The 16,409-nt window shown below is 66.9% G+C and carries 6 protein-coding genes; all 6 read right to left on the bottom strand.

Going from position 1 to position 16,409, the window contains the following annotated elements:
- Positions 1–4: 4 nt before the first annotated feature.
- Positions 5–6,169: a non-ribosomal peptide synthetase gene (locus Rhe02_RS07410; RefSeq protein ID WP_203907336.1), complete on the bottom strand. Its 6,165-nt coding sequence runs from the start codon at positions 6,167–6,169 to the stop codon at positions 5–7.
- A 57-nt stretch (positions 6,170–6,226) separates the two neighbouring features.
- Positions 6,227–6,610 (bottom strand): ArsR/SmtB family transcription factor, encoded by a 384-nt coding sequence (locus Rhe02_RS07405; protein WP_203907335.1) that lies wholly within the window; start codon positions 6,608–6,610, stop codon positions 6,227–6,229.
- 45 nt (positions 6,611–6,655) lie between these two features.
- The gene (locus Rhe02_RS07400; RefSeq protein ID WP_203907334.1) at positions 6,656–7,915 is read right to left on the bottom strand and encodes an NAD(P)-binding domain-containing protein; all 1,260 of its coding nucleotides are present in this window, start codon (positions 7,913–7,915) and stop codon (positions 6,656–6,658) included.
- A 63-nt stretch (positions 7,916–7,978) separates the two neighbouring features.
- On the bottom strand, positions 7,979–8,824 hold the full coding sequence (locus tag Rhe02_RS07395) for an LLM class flavin-dependent oxidoreductase (protein ID WP_203907333.1): 846 nt from the start codon (positions 8,822–8,824) through the stop codon (positions 7,979–7,981).
- A gap of 3 nt (positions 8,825–8,827) precedes the next feature.
- Positions 8,828–13,261, bottom strand: a complete 4,434-nt coding sequence (locus Rhe02_RS07390; RefSeq protein WP_203907332.1) for an SDR family NAD(P)-dependent oxidoreductase — start codon at positions 13,259–13,261, stop codon at positions 8,828–8,830.
- Positions 13,248–16,370, bottom strand: a complete 3,123-nt coding sequence (locus Rhe02_RS07385) for a non-ribosomal peptide synthetase (protein WP_203907331.1) — start codon at positions 16,368–16,370, stop codon at positions 13,248–13,250. The genes Rhe02_RS07390 and Rhe02_RS07385 overlap by 14 nt, the downstream gene beginning before the upstream one ends.
- Positions 16,371–16,409 lie beyond the last annotated feature (39 nt).

Below are 16,409 nucleotides of genomic sequence, written 5' to 3'. Positions count from 1 at the left end.
GGCGTCAACCCGGGGGGTCCATAGTGGACGCTGTTCGCGCGTCGTCGACCAGTTGGGCGAACTCGGCCACCGTTGGCGTGTCGAACAGCGCCCGAACCGACAGGTTGAGCCCGAACACCTTGTTGGCTTTGGTCACCACCTGCATCGCGCGCAGCGACTCGCCGCCCAGGTCGAAGAAGGCGTCATGCACGCCGATCAGCTCGCGGCCCAAAGCCTGGCACCAAATCGCGGCGACGACCTGTTCGGTCTCGGTCTCCGGCGGGGCCATGTCCGTTTCGATCTTGGTGTCTGGCAGGGCGCTGTGATCGATTTTGCCGGTGCGGGTCAGCGGCAGCTCGTCGAGCACGCAGACAGCCGAAGGCACCATGTACTTGGGCACCCGCTCCCGCAGGTACTGCTGCAGCGCCTGCCCATTCACGCTTGCCCCGGCCCTGGGCACCACGTATGCCACGAGACCCTTCTCGTCGGCACCAAGGTCGCGGGCCACGACCACACACCGGTGAACGTCGGCGTGTGTATCCAGGGTGCCCTCGATTTCGCCCAGCTCCACACGGAACCCACGGATCTTGACCTGGTTGTCCATGCGCCCCAGGAATTCCAGCTCGCCGAAGCTATCGTGCCGGGCCAAGTCGCCGCTGCGGTACATGCGCTGGCCCGCTGCGGCCGCGAACGGGTCCGGCACAAACTTCTCAGCGGTACGCCGCGGGTCACCGAGGTAGCCGCGCGCCACCCCCGCGCCGGCCAGGTGAAGCTCGGCCGCCACGCCAATCGGCACCCGGTTCAGATGCGAGCTGAGCACATAGGCGCCTGTGCCGGGAATCGGCCGGCCGATGGGTAGCTGCGTTCGGTCCGCTGGCGGATCGCCGGTCCACACCGTGCTCCAGACACAGTTTTCGGTGGGGCCGTACTCGTTGTAGACCGTGCAGCCGGGCAGGTCGCGCTGCACGGTGGCCAGCAGCTCGGTGGGGCTGGCCTCACCGGCAACGATCAGGGTGCTCAGCGATCGCAGGTTCTGCGGCTGCTCCCGCTCCAGCAGCGCGCTCACCAGAGACGGAACGCAGAGTGTGTGCGTGATCTGCTGGCGCTGCGCGATGTCGAGCAGCTCACCAGGCTCGAATTGAGCGCCCTCGCGGGGCAGGTACAGCGCGGCGCCGGTACACAGGGACCAGAACAAACCGGCCACGGAGCTGTCGAAAACCAGCGGTGACAGCAGCATGTAGCGGTGCGGAGGTTCGGGATAGGCGACCGTGCGCGCCAGCGTCGAGCTGACGAGACTGCGATGGGTGACGCCAACCCCTTTGGGCGTGCCCGTCGACCCGGAGGTGTAGATGACGTAGGCAAGGTTGTCGGCGACGAGCTTGACGGGCTTGGCTTTCATGGCTTTCGCCGGCGGTGCGGCGTCCAAGACTTCGATCGGCGCGGATGTTCGGTGGGCGTGCTCCGGTTGTGCCAGAACCACCACCGGGCGCGCGTCGGCCACTATCGAGTCCAGCCGGTCGTCGGGCTGCCCGGGATCCAGCGGCAGATAGGCCGCTCCGGATTGGAGGATGCCAAGAATCGCCGCGACCGCTTCCGGGCTACGCTCCGCCAGCAGGCCCACAGTCGTTTCCGGACCGGCCCCCGCCGTCTGCAGATTCGCCGCGATCGTCCCTGCCCAGCTCGCCAGCGCCGCATAGGTGAGAGTCCCCTGTGCCCAGACCAGGGCGACAGCGTCGGGGGTCGTCGCGGCCTGCCGTGCGAACACCTCGTGGATGGTCGCTACATCCCAGTGCGCGGGTTCGCCCTGGCCGAGCTGTTCGATCTCAAGCGTTTCCGCCTCGGACAGCAACTCCAGCGGATGGTAGGACTGCTCCGGGTCGGCGACGATCGCCGCCAAGACCCGTTCGTATGTCGCACCGATGCGGTCCATCAGGTCGGCTGAGAACTGCAGGCTGTCGTATTCGATGCGGACTTCGAGCTGGCCGGTGTCGCGGTTGAGCCGGAAGATGGCGCAGAACGGGAACGTCGACTCGCCGTAGAGTTCGCTCGCCATGTGCTCGACCCCGCGTTCACGCCATCGGTCGAGCTCGCGGAAGACGTGGTAGTCGGTGAAGAAGAACAGCGTTTCCGCAAGCGGCTCGTTGCCTTGATGCCGCTTGAGCTCGGCCATGGGCAGGCGTCGGTACGGCAGCGACTTTCGCTCGCTGTCCAAGGTTTGCAGGATGAGCTGACCCCAGGTGCCGCCGTCCATGCGCACCCGCAGCGCGAGGCTGTTGACGAACAGGCCGATGGCCGTGCTTCCGTCGGCATTTTCCGGCCGCCCGTTGGTCACGGTGTAGGTCAGGGTGTCGTTCTGCCCGTGGTAACGGTTCATCACCGCCATGTGAGCGGCGAGCAGAACGCTCTTCAACGGCACGGTGCGCGACAGCGCCAGCCGCTTGAGCCCGTCGGACAGCTGCGGAGAAACGGGCACCGCGATCCGCACGATCTCACGTGCGCCCTTGTCGGCCTTTGGCCCTGAATCCTTGCGTGGCAGCCGCATCAGCGTGGCGTCGGCCAGGTAGTCGGCCCAGAATTCGTAGTTTTCGTTACGTTGCAGCGCTTCCAGCTCAAGCGCCACCGCGTCCCGCATCGTGGATCTCGGCGCTGACGGCACCTCGGGCTCACCGAACACTATCGACAGGTAGTGCCCGAACAGCTCGGTCACCATGAGCGCCTCGCTCCACCCGTCGACGATCTCGTGGTGGAAGCCGTAGGTGAACTGGAAGGTCTCGTCATCGAGACGGTGCACCCGGAACCGGATCAACGGGTACTCGTCAAGCTCGAATCCGCGTGACTTTTCGCTTAGCACGAATGCTTCTATACGCTCCTGCTGCTCGGCTTCACCGCGCCCACGTAGATCCTCGAACCCCAGCGGATCGTGGAACGTGCTGTGGACCAGCTGCAGCGGCCGGCTGAACGTGGTCTGGTCGAAGGAGGTGCGTAGCATCGGATGGCGGCGCACCAGCTCGTGGATCACGTGGCGCATGGCGTCGATGTCGAAGGGGGCGCGTAGCCGTACCGAGGCGATCGCGTGGTACACGGCCGACTTGGCGGCGAAGTCGCGGTGGAAAATCATGCCTTCCTGCAACAGGTTGAGCGGGAAGGCATCCTCGACCTCGGGCGGCATGAGGGCCCGGTCCTGTGCGGAGATGAGGCTGAACGGCTCCGTTTGCGGCTCGGCGAATGCCGTCGTGTCACTGCTGACGGCCTGTGCCAGCTGGCGCACGGTTGGCCGTTGATGTATGTCGGCCACCGACAGCGCCACACCGCGGGCCTGGGCCCGGCTGGCCACCATGACGCTGCGGATGGAGTCGCCGCCGATGGCGAAGTAGTTGTCATCGATGCCCACGCGATCCCGGCCCAGCACGGCACCGATGGCGCCGGCGAGGATCTCCTCGGTCTCGGTGCGCGGTGCCGCGAACGGCGTCTGCGCTTTCGCGTGTTCGGCGATGGCCGCGGCGACCGCCGATCGGTCTAGCTTGCCGTTGTCGGTCAACGGCAGCGCCTCGGCGGTAGCGAACACCATGGGCACCAGGTAGTCCGCCAGCCGCTCTCGGCAGAACGGTGCCAGCTCCCCCGGCTTGGGCGCCGGATGTCCTTCTGTGGCAACGATAAGTGCGGCTATCCCGATGGCGCTATCGGCTCCGTCCGGCCGCCAGCCGATCGCCGCGGCGTGAGCCACTGCCGGGTGCTCGCACAGCACCGCCTCGATCTCGCCCGGCTCGACGCGGACACCGAGCACCTTGAGCTGTTCGTCCAGGCGTCCCTCATAGACCAGTTCGCCGCCCACACGGCGGGCGCGATCGCCTGTGCGGTAAGCGATCGCCCCCGCAAGGACCGGGTCGCTGACGAATCTCGCGGCGGTCAGCTCGGGTCGGCCGACATATCCAGACGCCACACCTGCGCCGCCGATATATATCTCTCCCGGAACACCGTCCGGGACCGGTTGGCCCAAACCGTTCAAGACATATATGTGGGTACCGGCCACAGGCCGGCCGATCGGGACAGCCCCCGTGTCCGCGTCCGATTCGCCGAGCACGTGGGCGCAGCTGCCCACGACGGTTTCGGTCGGCCCATATTCGTTGACGATGCGCAAATGGGACACGCCACGCAGGGCCGCGATCGTTTCCGTTCGCAACGCCTCGCCGCCCAGCACCAGTGTGCGCACACGTCGTGCCAGCTCCTGTGGCCCGATCACGTCGAGCAGCGCCTCCAGTTGCGAGGGAGTCGCCTTCACCAGGGTGATGTCGAGCTCCGATCGCATCACGTCGACCAGCACGCCGAGGCCGGCGCCCTCCTCCACGAGTCGGACCCGTTGGCCCACCATCAGAGGCGCCCACATGGTGGTGACGGTCAGGTCGAATCCCACCGAGGTGTGCGCGATCGCGCCGCCGCCTTCGCTCAGCCGGTAGGCGTCGGCGGCCCAGAGCAGATAGTTCAGCAACGAGCGGTGGGTGACCGGCACGCCGTTGGGCCGCCCGGTCGAGCCGGAGGTGTACATGAGGTAGGCGAGGCGGTCGGCGTCACCATTCGATGGTGCGACATCGCCGCCCACGACCGGGTCCTCCATGTCGATGGCGAACACCGGGACGTCGACGCCTTCGACAGATCGCGTTTCCTCAGTGGTGATAAGCAGGACTGGCTGGGCATCGTCGGCGATCACGGCGACCCGCCGAGCCGGATGACGGATGTCCACGGGGATGTAGGCCGCACCGGCCTTCATCACGGCCAGCGCCGCCACCACGAAGGCACAGCTGCGCGGCAGGCGCAGCGCCACCCGTGTGCCCGGCAACACACCGAGCTCGGTAAGCCTTGCGGCGTAGCCGTTGGCCAGTGAATCCAATCGCGCATAGGTCAACTGCCACCGTCCATCTTGGACGGCGATCGCTTCAGGCGTGCGCCTGGCCTGCTCGGCGATCAGCTCGGGGAGATCCTTGCCGTCCGCGGAGCGGGCCGGTGCGCCTTCGCCTTGACGCAGCAGGCTCTCCGCCTCGCCAGGCAGCAGCATCGACACAGACTCGATCGGCGCGTCAGGCGCTTCGACCAAGCCGCCGAGCGTAACTACGAGGCGGTCGAGCAGCTGTCGGGCTGCCATATCAGCCAATCGCGCCGGATCATAGGCCAGCCGCAGCACGTGACCATCGGCAGTGGACACACTGCGCAGCAAGCACGGGGCCGGCGTCCGCCGATCATGGTGCAGCACTCCGGCCGCATCCGCTTCGTCGATCGCTTCGAATCCAGGCGTCATGCCGTGCGGCAACCGAGCCGGATCGAGGTCGTCAACATTCGCGATCGCGGCGTCGAGCGCGCGCCGCATGGTGGACACAGCCATGTGAAACGAGTCTGTGGCAGCGAACCGGCACACGATCGGAATCTCGCGCTCATACGGCCCGACCGCGTTCTCGAGCTCTGGCCGGTCGCGTCCGGAAACCGTCGTCGTGACGAGCAGATTACGCTCGCCGCACAGCCGCCACAGCATGATGGCCCAGGCAGCCGCCACGGCATCATGTCCGGCGGGCCAGGCGTCCAGCCTTCGCTCGACGGTGCGCCACTCAGCCGACTCCACCTCAGAAACGATCTCTGCCGCAGGCATGGTGAGCGCTGAATCGACGTGCTGGTCCCAAAAGCGCCGACGTGCCTCGCGTGCCGCTTCGTCGAGCAGAGCGTTGTGCCACGCCGCGAAATCGGCGTGTTGGATGTCGGCCGACGCCAACTCACGGCCCGCGTAAACGTCGGTGATCTCCTTGAAGATCTGCCTGAGTGACGGCAGGTCTACCAACGTCGCGGGGGCGGTCAGGATCAGCGCCGATCGTGCGGGCTCTGGGCTGACGAGCACGATCCGCACACCTTCGCCATGCCGCCATTCCTTGGCACGTACCGCCTCGAGCCCGCTGCCGGCCACGATGTCGTCAAGCCCGTGGCATTCCTCGTCGATGACCTGCACCGGTGACGTGTGGCCGGGTAGCGCGACCAGGCGAGTGCGCAAAATCTCGTGACGCCGCCGGATCTGCGCCACGGCCGCCGAGAGCCGGTCCGCATCAGGCGGGCCATCCAGCCGGGCCGTCAGCTGTGCCCTGGCATTGGGATGCCGCCACGCCGCCCGCTGCTGTGGTGAGGTCCGGAACCCGGCCGAATCCGTCTCATCCACGTCTGCACTCCTTCCGGCACATTCGCGACCATGACTCGGGTGGATATCTGCGGCGCGCTAGACCCAGTCGGGCCCGATCCGGGAGCAGGACGAGAGGTGGTCGCAGTTTTCCAGCGACGCCGCCTCTGCCACCGCGAGGACCGCACGAAGCTTGTCCGGGTCGGCTACGCGGTAAATCCCGCGGCGTGACATCCGGTCCACCTCGACGAACTGGCACCAGCGCAGGCAAGCCAAGTGGTTGGAGACTCGGCTCTGCGGAACCTCCAGCTGCTCGACCAGCTCCCCCACGCTGCGCTCACGCTCAAGCAGCAGGTGCAGGATCGCCAGCCGCGTGGGATCGGACAGCACCTTGAAGAACCGTGCCAAAGCCGCAGCTGACGCGACTCGCGGATTCTCCGGTTTGGCCCCTGCTCCCCGACCGCGGACCGCCGCTGATGTCATGGCGCGATCGTAGAACAGGAAGACCTGATATGACAGACCTCGCTCTCATGATTGTGCATATGCCACTGGAGTCGCTCCGATCCGGTGGACCCGCACGCCGTCCAGATCTGGGACAACACACCACGGGTCGACGACGACAGACCCGGCCGGGAACGGATACTCGACGAACTCGGGCTCGGGGCACCCGATGAAAAACGCGGCGGCCCCCGCGGGCAGGCTCAAGGTCGACAGGTGGGCTTTGGTAGCCGCGACGGTCACCGCCGCACCGGCCTGGTTCAACAGCGTCGCCATCAGCACCGCCGAGCTTCCGGTCTGGATGTCGGAACCGGGTTTGAACGCCGTGCCGAGCAGGACAAGCGGCAATCCCCCCGCGTACTCGCGGAACGCATTGCCCAGCCACTCCACGTAGGCCTGACGCGCCCGCATCACGTCGGTGAACAGGTCGGCACCTGCGCCCTTCTGCCGGAACAGCCACGACAAAGCGATGTTGTCGCGCGGATGGCACGGCCCGCCGTCGCCCATTCCCGGCCCGAGATAGGCGTCGCTGGTAAGCCGCTGGTCGGCGCTACGCAGGATCCGGAACACGTCAAGGACGTCGGCGCCGGTCTCGTGGGCCATCCACTGCACGAGATTGGAGACGGTCACCTTCGCGCTGACGAACGTGTTGTAGGCGACCTTGGCCAGCTCAGCGGTCTCGTAGGAGACCACGAACCGCTTGGCCGAGCCAAGCCCGCCCAGGATTTCGGGCACCATCACCGCGGTCTGCTCACCGCAACCCAGCAGGGTGAACTCCGGCCGCAGCAGGTCTGCGGCGACCCGGCCCATCGCGACGAACTGCGGGCAGTAGACCAGCGGATGCTCACCCACCAGCGGCAGGATCTGCGACCTGATGGTGCCCGGCAGCACCGTGGACATGATCCCGATCTCCACCGGCCGGGGTGCGGCGTCCACAATGGAACGAACCGCCGCGATCAGGGAGACGTAGCCGAAGTCGGAGCGGCTGTCAGGCAGGGGGGTGATGCCCTCGAAGGTGGGGCCGTGCGGGGTGTCCACCACCACGAATACGCAATCGACCAAGGACAGCAACTCGTCCAGCGAAGCAAAGCGCACCGGAAGATCCTCGCCGATGCACGCGTGCAGCGATGACGTCGCGTCAGGCCCGAGCTCCAATGCCGATAGCGCGGCAAGGTCCATGCGCGAGCTGTCCCGGTCGTATGCGATGACTTCATGTCCTTGCAGGGCAAGGGTCACCGCGATCGGCAAACCCAGCTTTCCGAGCCCCACGACACCGATCGTTGCCGCCATGCGCCCACTCGACCACGCCGTCGCCACCCGCACAATAGTCGAACAGGTTTTCCTGATAACTATTTAGTGACATTCTTGGATTACAGGTACGAGTTCGTCCATAGCACCCACCGAGACGCTGTAGCGAGTGATCCCCAGGTCAGCTCTACAGGCATGGATCTTCTCGGCAATCTCGGCCGCCATCCCTACCAACGCGAACGGGCTGTCCATTATGGACTCAATTGACGACCCTGTCGCGGCCGCGATGATCCGCGCTGCGTTTCGCGCTGGGACCCCGACCATCACCAGATGCGCCCGCACGCCCAGCTCGATGTCCTCGAATCGTTGCGGCACAACCCGCATCAGGTACTGGATCCGCTCGGCCACCTCATCGGAGCGCATCCGGTGCGGATGGTGCCTACCGGCAACTATGCGCATTCCGGTCAGCTCGACACCGTCAGCATGCCGGGCGGCGACCGACAGCGCCGCATCGCTTTGCCCGCCGACCACGACCGGCACGCGCTGTCCCGATGCCAGCGAGCACAACACCGCCTCAAGCGTCTCCGCCCGTTTCGCGAGCGGCTCGAACGGCCGACCCGCGCCAGCGAAGTCCGCCCGATCCCAGCCCAGCCCCACGCCGAGCTCGAACCGGCCGCCAGTCACCCGGTGGACGGCCGCAATGTCGCGCGCCAATTGGGCCGCCGACAGCAGCGCAGGGTTGAGCATGCGCGTGCCCACCCTCAGCCGCGTGGTGGCTTCGGCCACCGCGACCAAGGCACGCAGCGGGTCGGGCTGCCCGGCGTGATGACCGACGTGCAACGCCGTGAAGCCGTGACGCTCGGCACGGATTGCCAAGGTGCGCAACGTGTCGAGTGAATTTGCGCCGTCGGCGATGACGTCGAATCGGATGCTGCGCAACGGATCAGCCACCCCTCACAGCACTACCTCCTCGTGATCACCGATGACGACGACCGCCGACCCGGCGCTCGCGTCGACGGCGTCGGCCAGGGTGCGGACCGTGGGATGAGCGAACAACGAGGAAATGGGGATCTCGACACCGGTCTGCTCCTGGACCCGGGCAAGCATGCGCAGGGCTATGAGCGAATCCCCGCCCGCTGAGAAGAAGTCGTCATCGACCCCGATGTCCTCGATGCCGAGCAGCTCGCCCCAGATCGTGACGACCAGTCGCTGGCTCGGGGTGACCGCTGGTGCGTAGTCGGTGCCCAGGTCGGACCGGCGGCGGCCGTCGCCAGCCGCGGTGAGCTGCTCAACTATTTTGGCGTGGGCGTCGGTGGTGTAGGCGTCGTGGACGGCCAACAGTCGATCCATACGCTGCGTGGACACGATGACCACCGGGCCCGGGCGGTGCGTGAGCACCCGGCGGAAGATCTCCACCCCCTCCGCCGTGGTGATGCCCCGCAACAGATCGGTGTCCGGTCGTACCAGACCATTGCCGTCCAGCGCATAACGCTGCGACAGATCCTGCTGAGCACGCGCCCACATGCCGCCTTCGAGCCAGTCAGTCCACGCGACGGCCAGCACCGCCGTCTCATCGGGCCATCGATGTGCCGCGTAGGCTTGCAGGAACTCGTGCCCGGCAACGTATCCCACCTCACCGAACTTCAGCTTGTGCAGGACGGTGCCGATCGACGAGCAGAGCAACACGAACTCAGGGCGATGATCGCGCAATGCGGCAGCGAGGTTGAGGGTTCCGGCCACCTTCGCCGCGATCGCCGCCTCGGTGTCCGCATGGGTCCGGCGCTGGATCATCCCTGCCGTGTCAGGCACACCGGCGGCGTGGATGACTCCGGTGATCGGGCCGAAGCGCGCCACGCAGCTTTCCACCACCTCGCGCATCCGCGTCGCGTCGGTGATGTCCGCCTGCTCCACCACGACTGTGCCACCGGCGGTGCCTAGCCGTTGCGCCAGAGCGTAATCCGCATCGGCCAGCGCACCGCGCCGTGTGAGCACGACGGTCGCGGGCAGGGCGGCCAGGTGTTCGGCCAGCGCAGCCCCGAGCCCACCCAGCCCACCGCAGATCAAGTAGACACCGCCGGGGCGCAGTCCCGGTACAGGTCCGGTGATGGCTGGAAGCGGCGACGGTTCCACGGTCGGCGCCCACCGGCGCCCACGCCGGTAGGCGACCATTGGCTCGGAGGCGTCACCCAGCAGCTCGGCCACCAGCCGATCCACGGTGTCTGGTCCGCTGTCCACGTCGACCGCCACACATGTCACCCATGAGTATTCACGCGGGATCACCTTGGCAGCGGCCAGAGCAGTGGCCTGCGCCGGCCGGGTGAGGTCGCCGCCGGTCACGTCCTGTGCGCCTTGAGTGCCGATCAGCAGACGTGTCGGCGTCTGCCGGCCGCGGTTGCCCAGGGCTTGGGCGACGTCGAGCGCGGCGAAAAGGCCGAGGTTCTGATCTGACGGCTCGGCACCGTCGACGGCCCACAGCGCCGCAACGGCGTCAGCGTCCGCGACAACGACTTGGTCGCCCGGCCGCAGGACTGTCACCTGCGTGCCGCGGGCGCGTAACCGTTCAGCGGTCGCCTCGCCGATCGGGCCCGCGGCAAGCACGAGACAGTGGTGTGGCAACCAGGTGGTCGCCTGCAGGGCGACGCGCCGCCACCCGGGCAGATAGCACCAGCGCGCTGGATCGGGTTCCTTACCGGGCAGGCTGTCGATCAGGTCCTGGGTGGTGCTGCCTCGCCCCAGAATCAGTGCCGCGCCGCGGCGTGGAGCCGAGGTGACAGTCCATTCGCACCCGCCCAGCCCGGTCACCGCTTTGGCCCATTCCTCGGCGTCCAGCAGTGGCGTCTTGTGCCGTAGATCGTCGGTGAAGTTCCACCACCCGTCCGACAAACCCCACACCATTGACAGCCATCGGTGCCGCGCGGTTGTCTCCAAGATGCCCAGCTGCCCGCCCGGAGCGAGCAATGCGGTCAGGTGCGAAAGGGATGCGCGCACATCGGATGTCGCGTGCACTACGTCAAGACCGACGATCAGGTCGTAGGACGCAGGCCGGTACCCCTGTGTCATAGGATCGCGGGAGACGTCCAGTTGCCCTGTCCGTATCGCCTGCCCGCGCCGAGCGGACTCCTCGCGTAGGTGCTCGACGAACAGCGGCCCTATGTCGGTAGCCAGGTAGTCGGCGCGGTCGGCGAGCAGTTGGCTCAGGTTCCAGGTCAGCCTCCCGCCGCCGGCCCCGACCTCCAGCACCCGCAGCGGACGCCCCAGCTGGTCGGCAAGGCCTAGCGCGGCGCGGCTCAGCAGGTTCATCGCGACGTCGACGTCATCGGGCGCGGCCGGTTCGGTACCCAGAAAATCGGAAAGCAGGTCGCCGCGACCACCTGGATACAGAACCGAAAGCGCCTCTCCCGGTTTCGTCAATGCTTTTGGATAGCTTGCTGCACAATAGGTCAGCAGCTCGACCAGCCCTCGCTGTGCCGGATGATGCTCGACGATCTCCTGAGCCAGCCGCCCGGATTCACCGACCGTGACGTCGTTGAACCGTAGGTGGTCGCCCTCGACGGTCGCGACGCCGTCTTCCACCAAGATGGACATGAGGTAGTCCACGAAACGGTGGAACACCGGCAGCACACCAAGCCGGGAGGTCAAGTCCGCCAGCGTGTGTGTGGCGTCGGGCGAGGTGTCCACTGCACAGGCGCGCAGGTAGTCCAGGGCGAGCGCGCCGCACAGCCGGTCCAGGTCGGCCGCCCACGGCTCATGTTCGTGGGCTGGTGTGGCGACGTCGAACGAAGCGCCCTCGGGTGCGTCCACCCAGAATCGTCGCCGGCTGAACGGATACGCAGGGACGGGAACCCGATGGGCGCCCTGCGGCGCGCGGTAGCCGTTCCAATCGATGTCGGTGTGGACACCGGCTTCCAACGCGTCCGCGGCTTCCGCTGCGTCGCGTGCCTTGACGGCCAGCCGATGTGGATAGCGCCGCCTGCCAGCGAGTGTGGCGGCAACCCCGGCCAGATTGGGTGACTTCGCTCGCAGAAAGCGCGCCAAATCGGCTGCCGCAGCGTCCAACGTGGACTCGTTGTGGGCCGACAGCACCAACACATGGGATTCGTTGTCAGATCGCGAAACCGCGGGCGCCTGTCCCAGCACGACGTGCGCGTTCGAACCGCCGATGCCGAACGCACTTACCCCGGCGATGCGTGGCCGGCCGTCGTCTGGCCAAGGAACCGTGGCCGCGGAAAGCGTGAACGGCGTGTCCGCCAGTCCTAGGTGCTCGTTGGGTGGATCGCAGTAAAGGCTCGCGGGGACCATGCTGCGCTCGACTGTCAACGCCGCCTTGATGAGACCGGCGATCCCGGCCGCGGCGTCCAGATGGCCAATGTTTCCTTTGACCCCACCGACCAGACAGAACCCTCGCCGATCGGTGTCCCGCCGGAACGCTCGTGTCAGCGCCTGGATCTCGATGGCATCGCCCAACTGGGTGCCAGTGCCGTGTGCCTCGATGTAGCCGACCTGATCCGCCGTGATCCCGGCCACCGCCTGCGCTTCGGCGATGACCTCGGTCTGGCCGTCCACCCCCGGCGCGGTGTATCCCATCTTCGCTGCACCATCGTTGTTGACCGCAGACCCGAGAACCAAGGCGTGCACATGATCCCCGTCACGCAGGGCGTCCGCCCACCGCTTGAGCAGCACCACGCCGACACCGCTGCCGCCGACGGTGCCGAACCCTCCAGCGCCGAACGGCCGGCAGTGCCCATCGCGAGAGTAGATGCCGTCTTCTCGGTACGTGTAACCCTGCGGCGAGGGCACCTGAAGCGACACCCCACCGGCCAACGCCATGTCGCACTCACCGGCGTGTAATGCCTGCACAGCCAGATGCACCGCCACCAATGACGACGAGCACGCCGTGCCGACGGCCATGCTCGGCCCGGTTAGGCCCAGCTTGTAGGACACGGTGCTGGCCAGGAAGTCCTTGTCGTTGTGGGTCAGCAGGGAAAAGCCCCCGAGCAGGTCGACCAGGTCTCTGTCGGGCAACAGGTTGCGGATGAGATAGGAGCTCATGCTCGTGCTCAGGTAGACGCCAACCGGCGCGCCGATTGCCGCTGGGTCGTAGCCCGCTGTGTCAAACGCTTGCCAAGCCGTCTCGAGGCAAAGGCGATGCTGCGGATCGAGGATCTGGGCCTCGCGCGGAGAGTACCCGAAGAATCCGGCGTCAAAAAGGTCGTATCCGTCTACCACTCCCTCAGCGCCGACAAATCCTGGTCCGGCGCCCACACGCGTGAAATGGGCGATCGACTCGATGCCCGCGCATAGGTTGTCCCAGTATTCGTCCACAGTGGACGCACCGGGGAATCGTCCGGCCATCGAGATGATGGCAATCGGCTCGCTAGCGCCGGGCATCGACCACCTCCCCCAGTGCCCGCGCACGCCGTGCGGCACCGCGAGCCGCTCCCCGCGCGGCGGCCATATCGGTCAGTTGCACGTCGGATCGCAGCCGCTCAATGTGTGCGGCCAGCGTGGCCACGGTTGGCCAGCGGAACAGATCGACAATGTGCAGCCGCTCGCCCGCGATGTCGCGCAACCGGTGGTGCAGGTAGATCAGCTGCAGCGAGTTGCCGCCGATGTCAAAGAACAGATCGTGAACGCCGATGTCGGTGTGGCCGAGAACCTCTGACCACACTTCCGCCACCATTTTTTCCATGACCGTTTCTGGGGGTACCTGGGACGACCGCACCGGGCTCACCGATGCCGCTGTCCGGGCCAGCAAGTGTCGGTCCAGCTTGCCGTTGGCGTTGCGCGGCAGGTCGTCGAGCACTGCCCACCCTGACGGCACCATCACCTCCGGTAGCCACCGACGCAGATGGGCCACCAGCTCGTCGGTGCTCACCGGCCGGGCACCGGCGGGGCACACGAACGCGACCAGGCGCGGTGCGGTCCTTTCCCCTTGGCGCACCACCACTACAGCCGCATCGCGCACATCGTCATGCGCGCGCAGCCGGACCTCGATCTCTTCCAGCTCGATGCGGACTCCCCGCAATTTGATCTGCTGATCAGCCCTGCCGAGGAAACGCAGTTGCCCATCGAAGTCAAGCCGAGCCAAGTCGCCTGTGTCGTAAAGGCGTGCGCCTGTCCGCCCGCTCAGCCCGTCGGGCCGGAACGCCTCGGCGGTCAGGCCAGCCTGGTTCACGTAACCACGCGCCAGCGGAGGCCCGCCAAGCAACAGCCGCCCGCTGATCCCGATCGGCTCGGGTCTTGCCTCACCGTCCACGAGCCACACCTGCGCGCCGGCCACAGCCCGCCCGATCGAGGGCTGCCTTCGGCCGTCTCGCAGCGACGAGGATGTCACATAGGTGGTGGCCTCCGAGGGGCCGTAGAGGTTACGTACCTGCACTCGCGGCATTCGCCCCAGCAACCGATCGACAAGATCGCGCGGCAGCGGCTCCCCCGCGAGGTTCACCGCACTCAGCGCGGCTGGCAGGCAGTCGGCGTCCAGCAGTACCTCCGCCACGGACGGCACCGTGTTGAGAAGCGTCGCCCTTTGGATACCTGGATGTGCGGCCAGTCCTTCCGGCCCGTCCACGAGGACGACCGTGCCGCCGACGACCATCGGCGCAAACATCTCGAAGATCGACAGATCGAACCCCACCGAGGTCACCGCCACTGTGGCGCTCAGGTCACGGTCGGAGAACTCGGAAGCGGCCCAGCCGAGGAAGCCGGACACGTTGCCATGCGTGATCCCCACGCCTTTCGGTTCGCCTGTGGAACCGGACGTGTAAAGGATGTACGCCAGCCCTTGGCGGTGAACCGCCCGTGGGGGCAAAGAATTCGGGCGCTCGACGAGTTCATCACGCCCGATGACCAGCATCGCGTGGGCATCGGCGATGATGAGGTCGCGTCGTTGCTCCGGCTGGCGCGGGTCGAGCGGCAGGAATGCGGCACCCGTCTTGGCGACGGCGAGTAGCGCGACGATCAGGTCGAGGCGGCGGGGCAGGCACACACCGATCACCTGCTCAGGACCGGCACCCCGGCGCACCAGCTCACTTGCCAGACGCCCAGCGCGCCGGTTCAGCTGCGCGTAGGACAGCTGGCCGTCGCAAGCGTGCACGGCGATAGCATCGGGCCACAGGTTGGCCGCCCTGTCCAGAAGCGCCGCCAAACCAAGCCACGACGGATCAGCGATCGCCGAATCGCTGGCCGGGAGCGAACCACCACCTGGGCTCAAGGCCAGTGGCAAACGATCGATGGTCCGGTCCGGATCTGCGATGCCCGCCGCCAGCAGCGTGGTCAGGTAGTCGGCGAAGCAGGCCAGCTCCGCCTCGCCACAGTGGCCGGCGGGTGCCTCCAGCGCCAGCTCGACCCGATCGGCGGTCTCGGTGACCGTGACCGACAGGGCGTACTTTGCCGCCAGAGTCGGCGAAGGCAACAGGGTGCTGTCCACATCGGGCAGGCGCGGCGGTTCGGGGGGCTGCTGATAGGCGAACAGCACCTGGAACAACGGAGACACATGTTCGGAGCGCTCCGGGCGCACAGCATCGACGATCATTTCGAACGGGACTGTGCGGTGATCGATCGCCTCAAGAACCACGTCGCGGCAGCACCTCACCAGACCGGCGAAGGTCGTTTCCGGTTCCGTCCGCAGACGCAGCGCGATCAGGTTGAGCATGAGCCCGATGCGGGTGAGCTCGTGCTCGGTTTCCCGGGTGCTGACTGGGCTGCCGATCACGAGGTCTTGCCGGCCGGTGTAGCGGCGTAGCGTGGCCGCCAACGCCGCGAGTACCAGCATGAACATGGTGGTGGCGTTGGTCTTGCCGAACCGGCGCATGGCGTCCACCAGCCGCGTTTCGAGCGGGCGGATCTGGACAATGGCCGAACCGGTGTCCTCGGCGTCGTTCGACCAAATCGACAAAGGAGGCGGCGGCCTGTCCAGCTGCTCTCGCCAATATCGAAGATCTGCCTCAGCCCAGGCCCGTGGCCGCTCCCCGTCGCCGGGCGTTGGCCCCGGCGGCACCGGCCTGCCGCGCCGGATCGCATTGGTCAAGCCCTGCAGCTCATTTCGCAGGATGGGCAGGCTGGCACCGTCAAACGCGATGTGGTGCACCGCGAGCACGAGGATGTGCCGTGACGTGCCGGCACGCAACAGCGTCCAGCGGGCAACCGGTCCTGTCTCCAGGTCGAACGGCCTGCGGGCTAGATCGTTGAGCATTCCGTCGAGGTCCTCGGATCCGACGTCGATCAGATGCGGCCGGCGCTTCAGCGGCGGCGCATATCGCACCCGCAGCCGGGCTCCGTCCAAATAGAACCGGGCGCGCAACGCGGGATGGCGGCGCTCCACGGCGAGGATGCCCTGCGCCAGTGAATGCAGGTCAAGCAGGCCGTTCAAGGCGACAGGAAGGCAGATGTGGTACGCGGGATGGGCTGGTTCGATCTGGTGAATCAGCCATAGCCGGCGCTGCGGTGCAGACGGTTCGGCGATCTCGTCGCCATCGCATCCGCCTACCGCATCGGCCACTACATGCTCCCCACCGGGTGAACCGATCGCGATCCATCC

Origin of the sequence: Rhizocola hellebori (assembly GCF_016862955.1) — a bacterium.
GTDB classification, from domain to species: Bacteria; Actinomycetota; Actinomycetes; order Mycobacteriales; family Micromonosporaceae; genus Rhizocola; species Rhizocola hellebori.
Note: the sequence above shows the minus strand (reverse complement) of the source record. Positions and strands in the feature narration are given on the sequence as shown.

Coding starts and splice junctions, on each gene's coding strand:
- Rhe02_RS07400 (WP_203907334.1), bottom strand. CDS start 7,915: ATGGCGGCAACGATCGGTGTCGTGGGGCTCGGAAAGCTGGGTTTGCCG.
- Rhe02_RS07390 (WP_203907332.1), bottom strand. CDS start 13,261: ATGCCCGGCGCTAGCGAGCCGATTGCCATCATCTCGATGGCCGGACGA.
- Rhe02_RS07405 (WP_203907335.1), bottom strand. CDS start 6,610: ATGACATCAGCGGCGGTCCGCGGTCGGGGAGCAGGGGCCAAACCGGAG.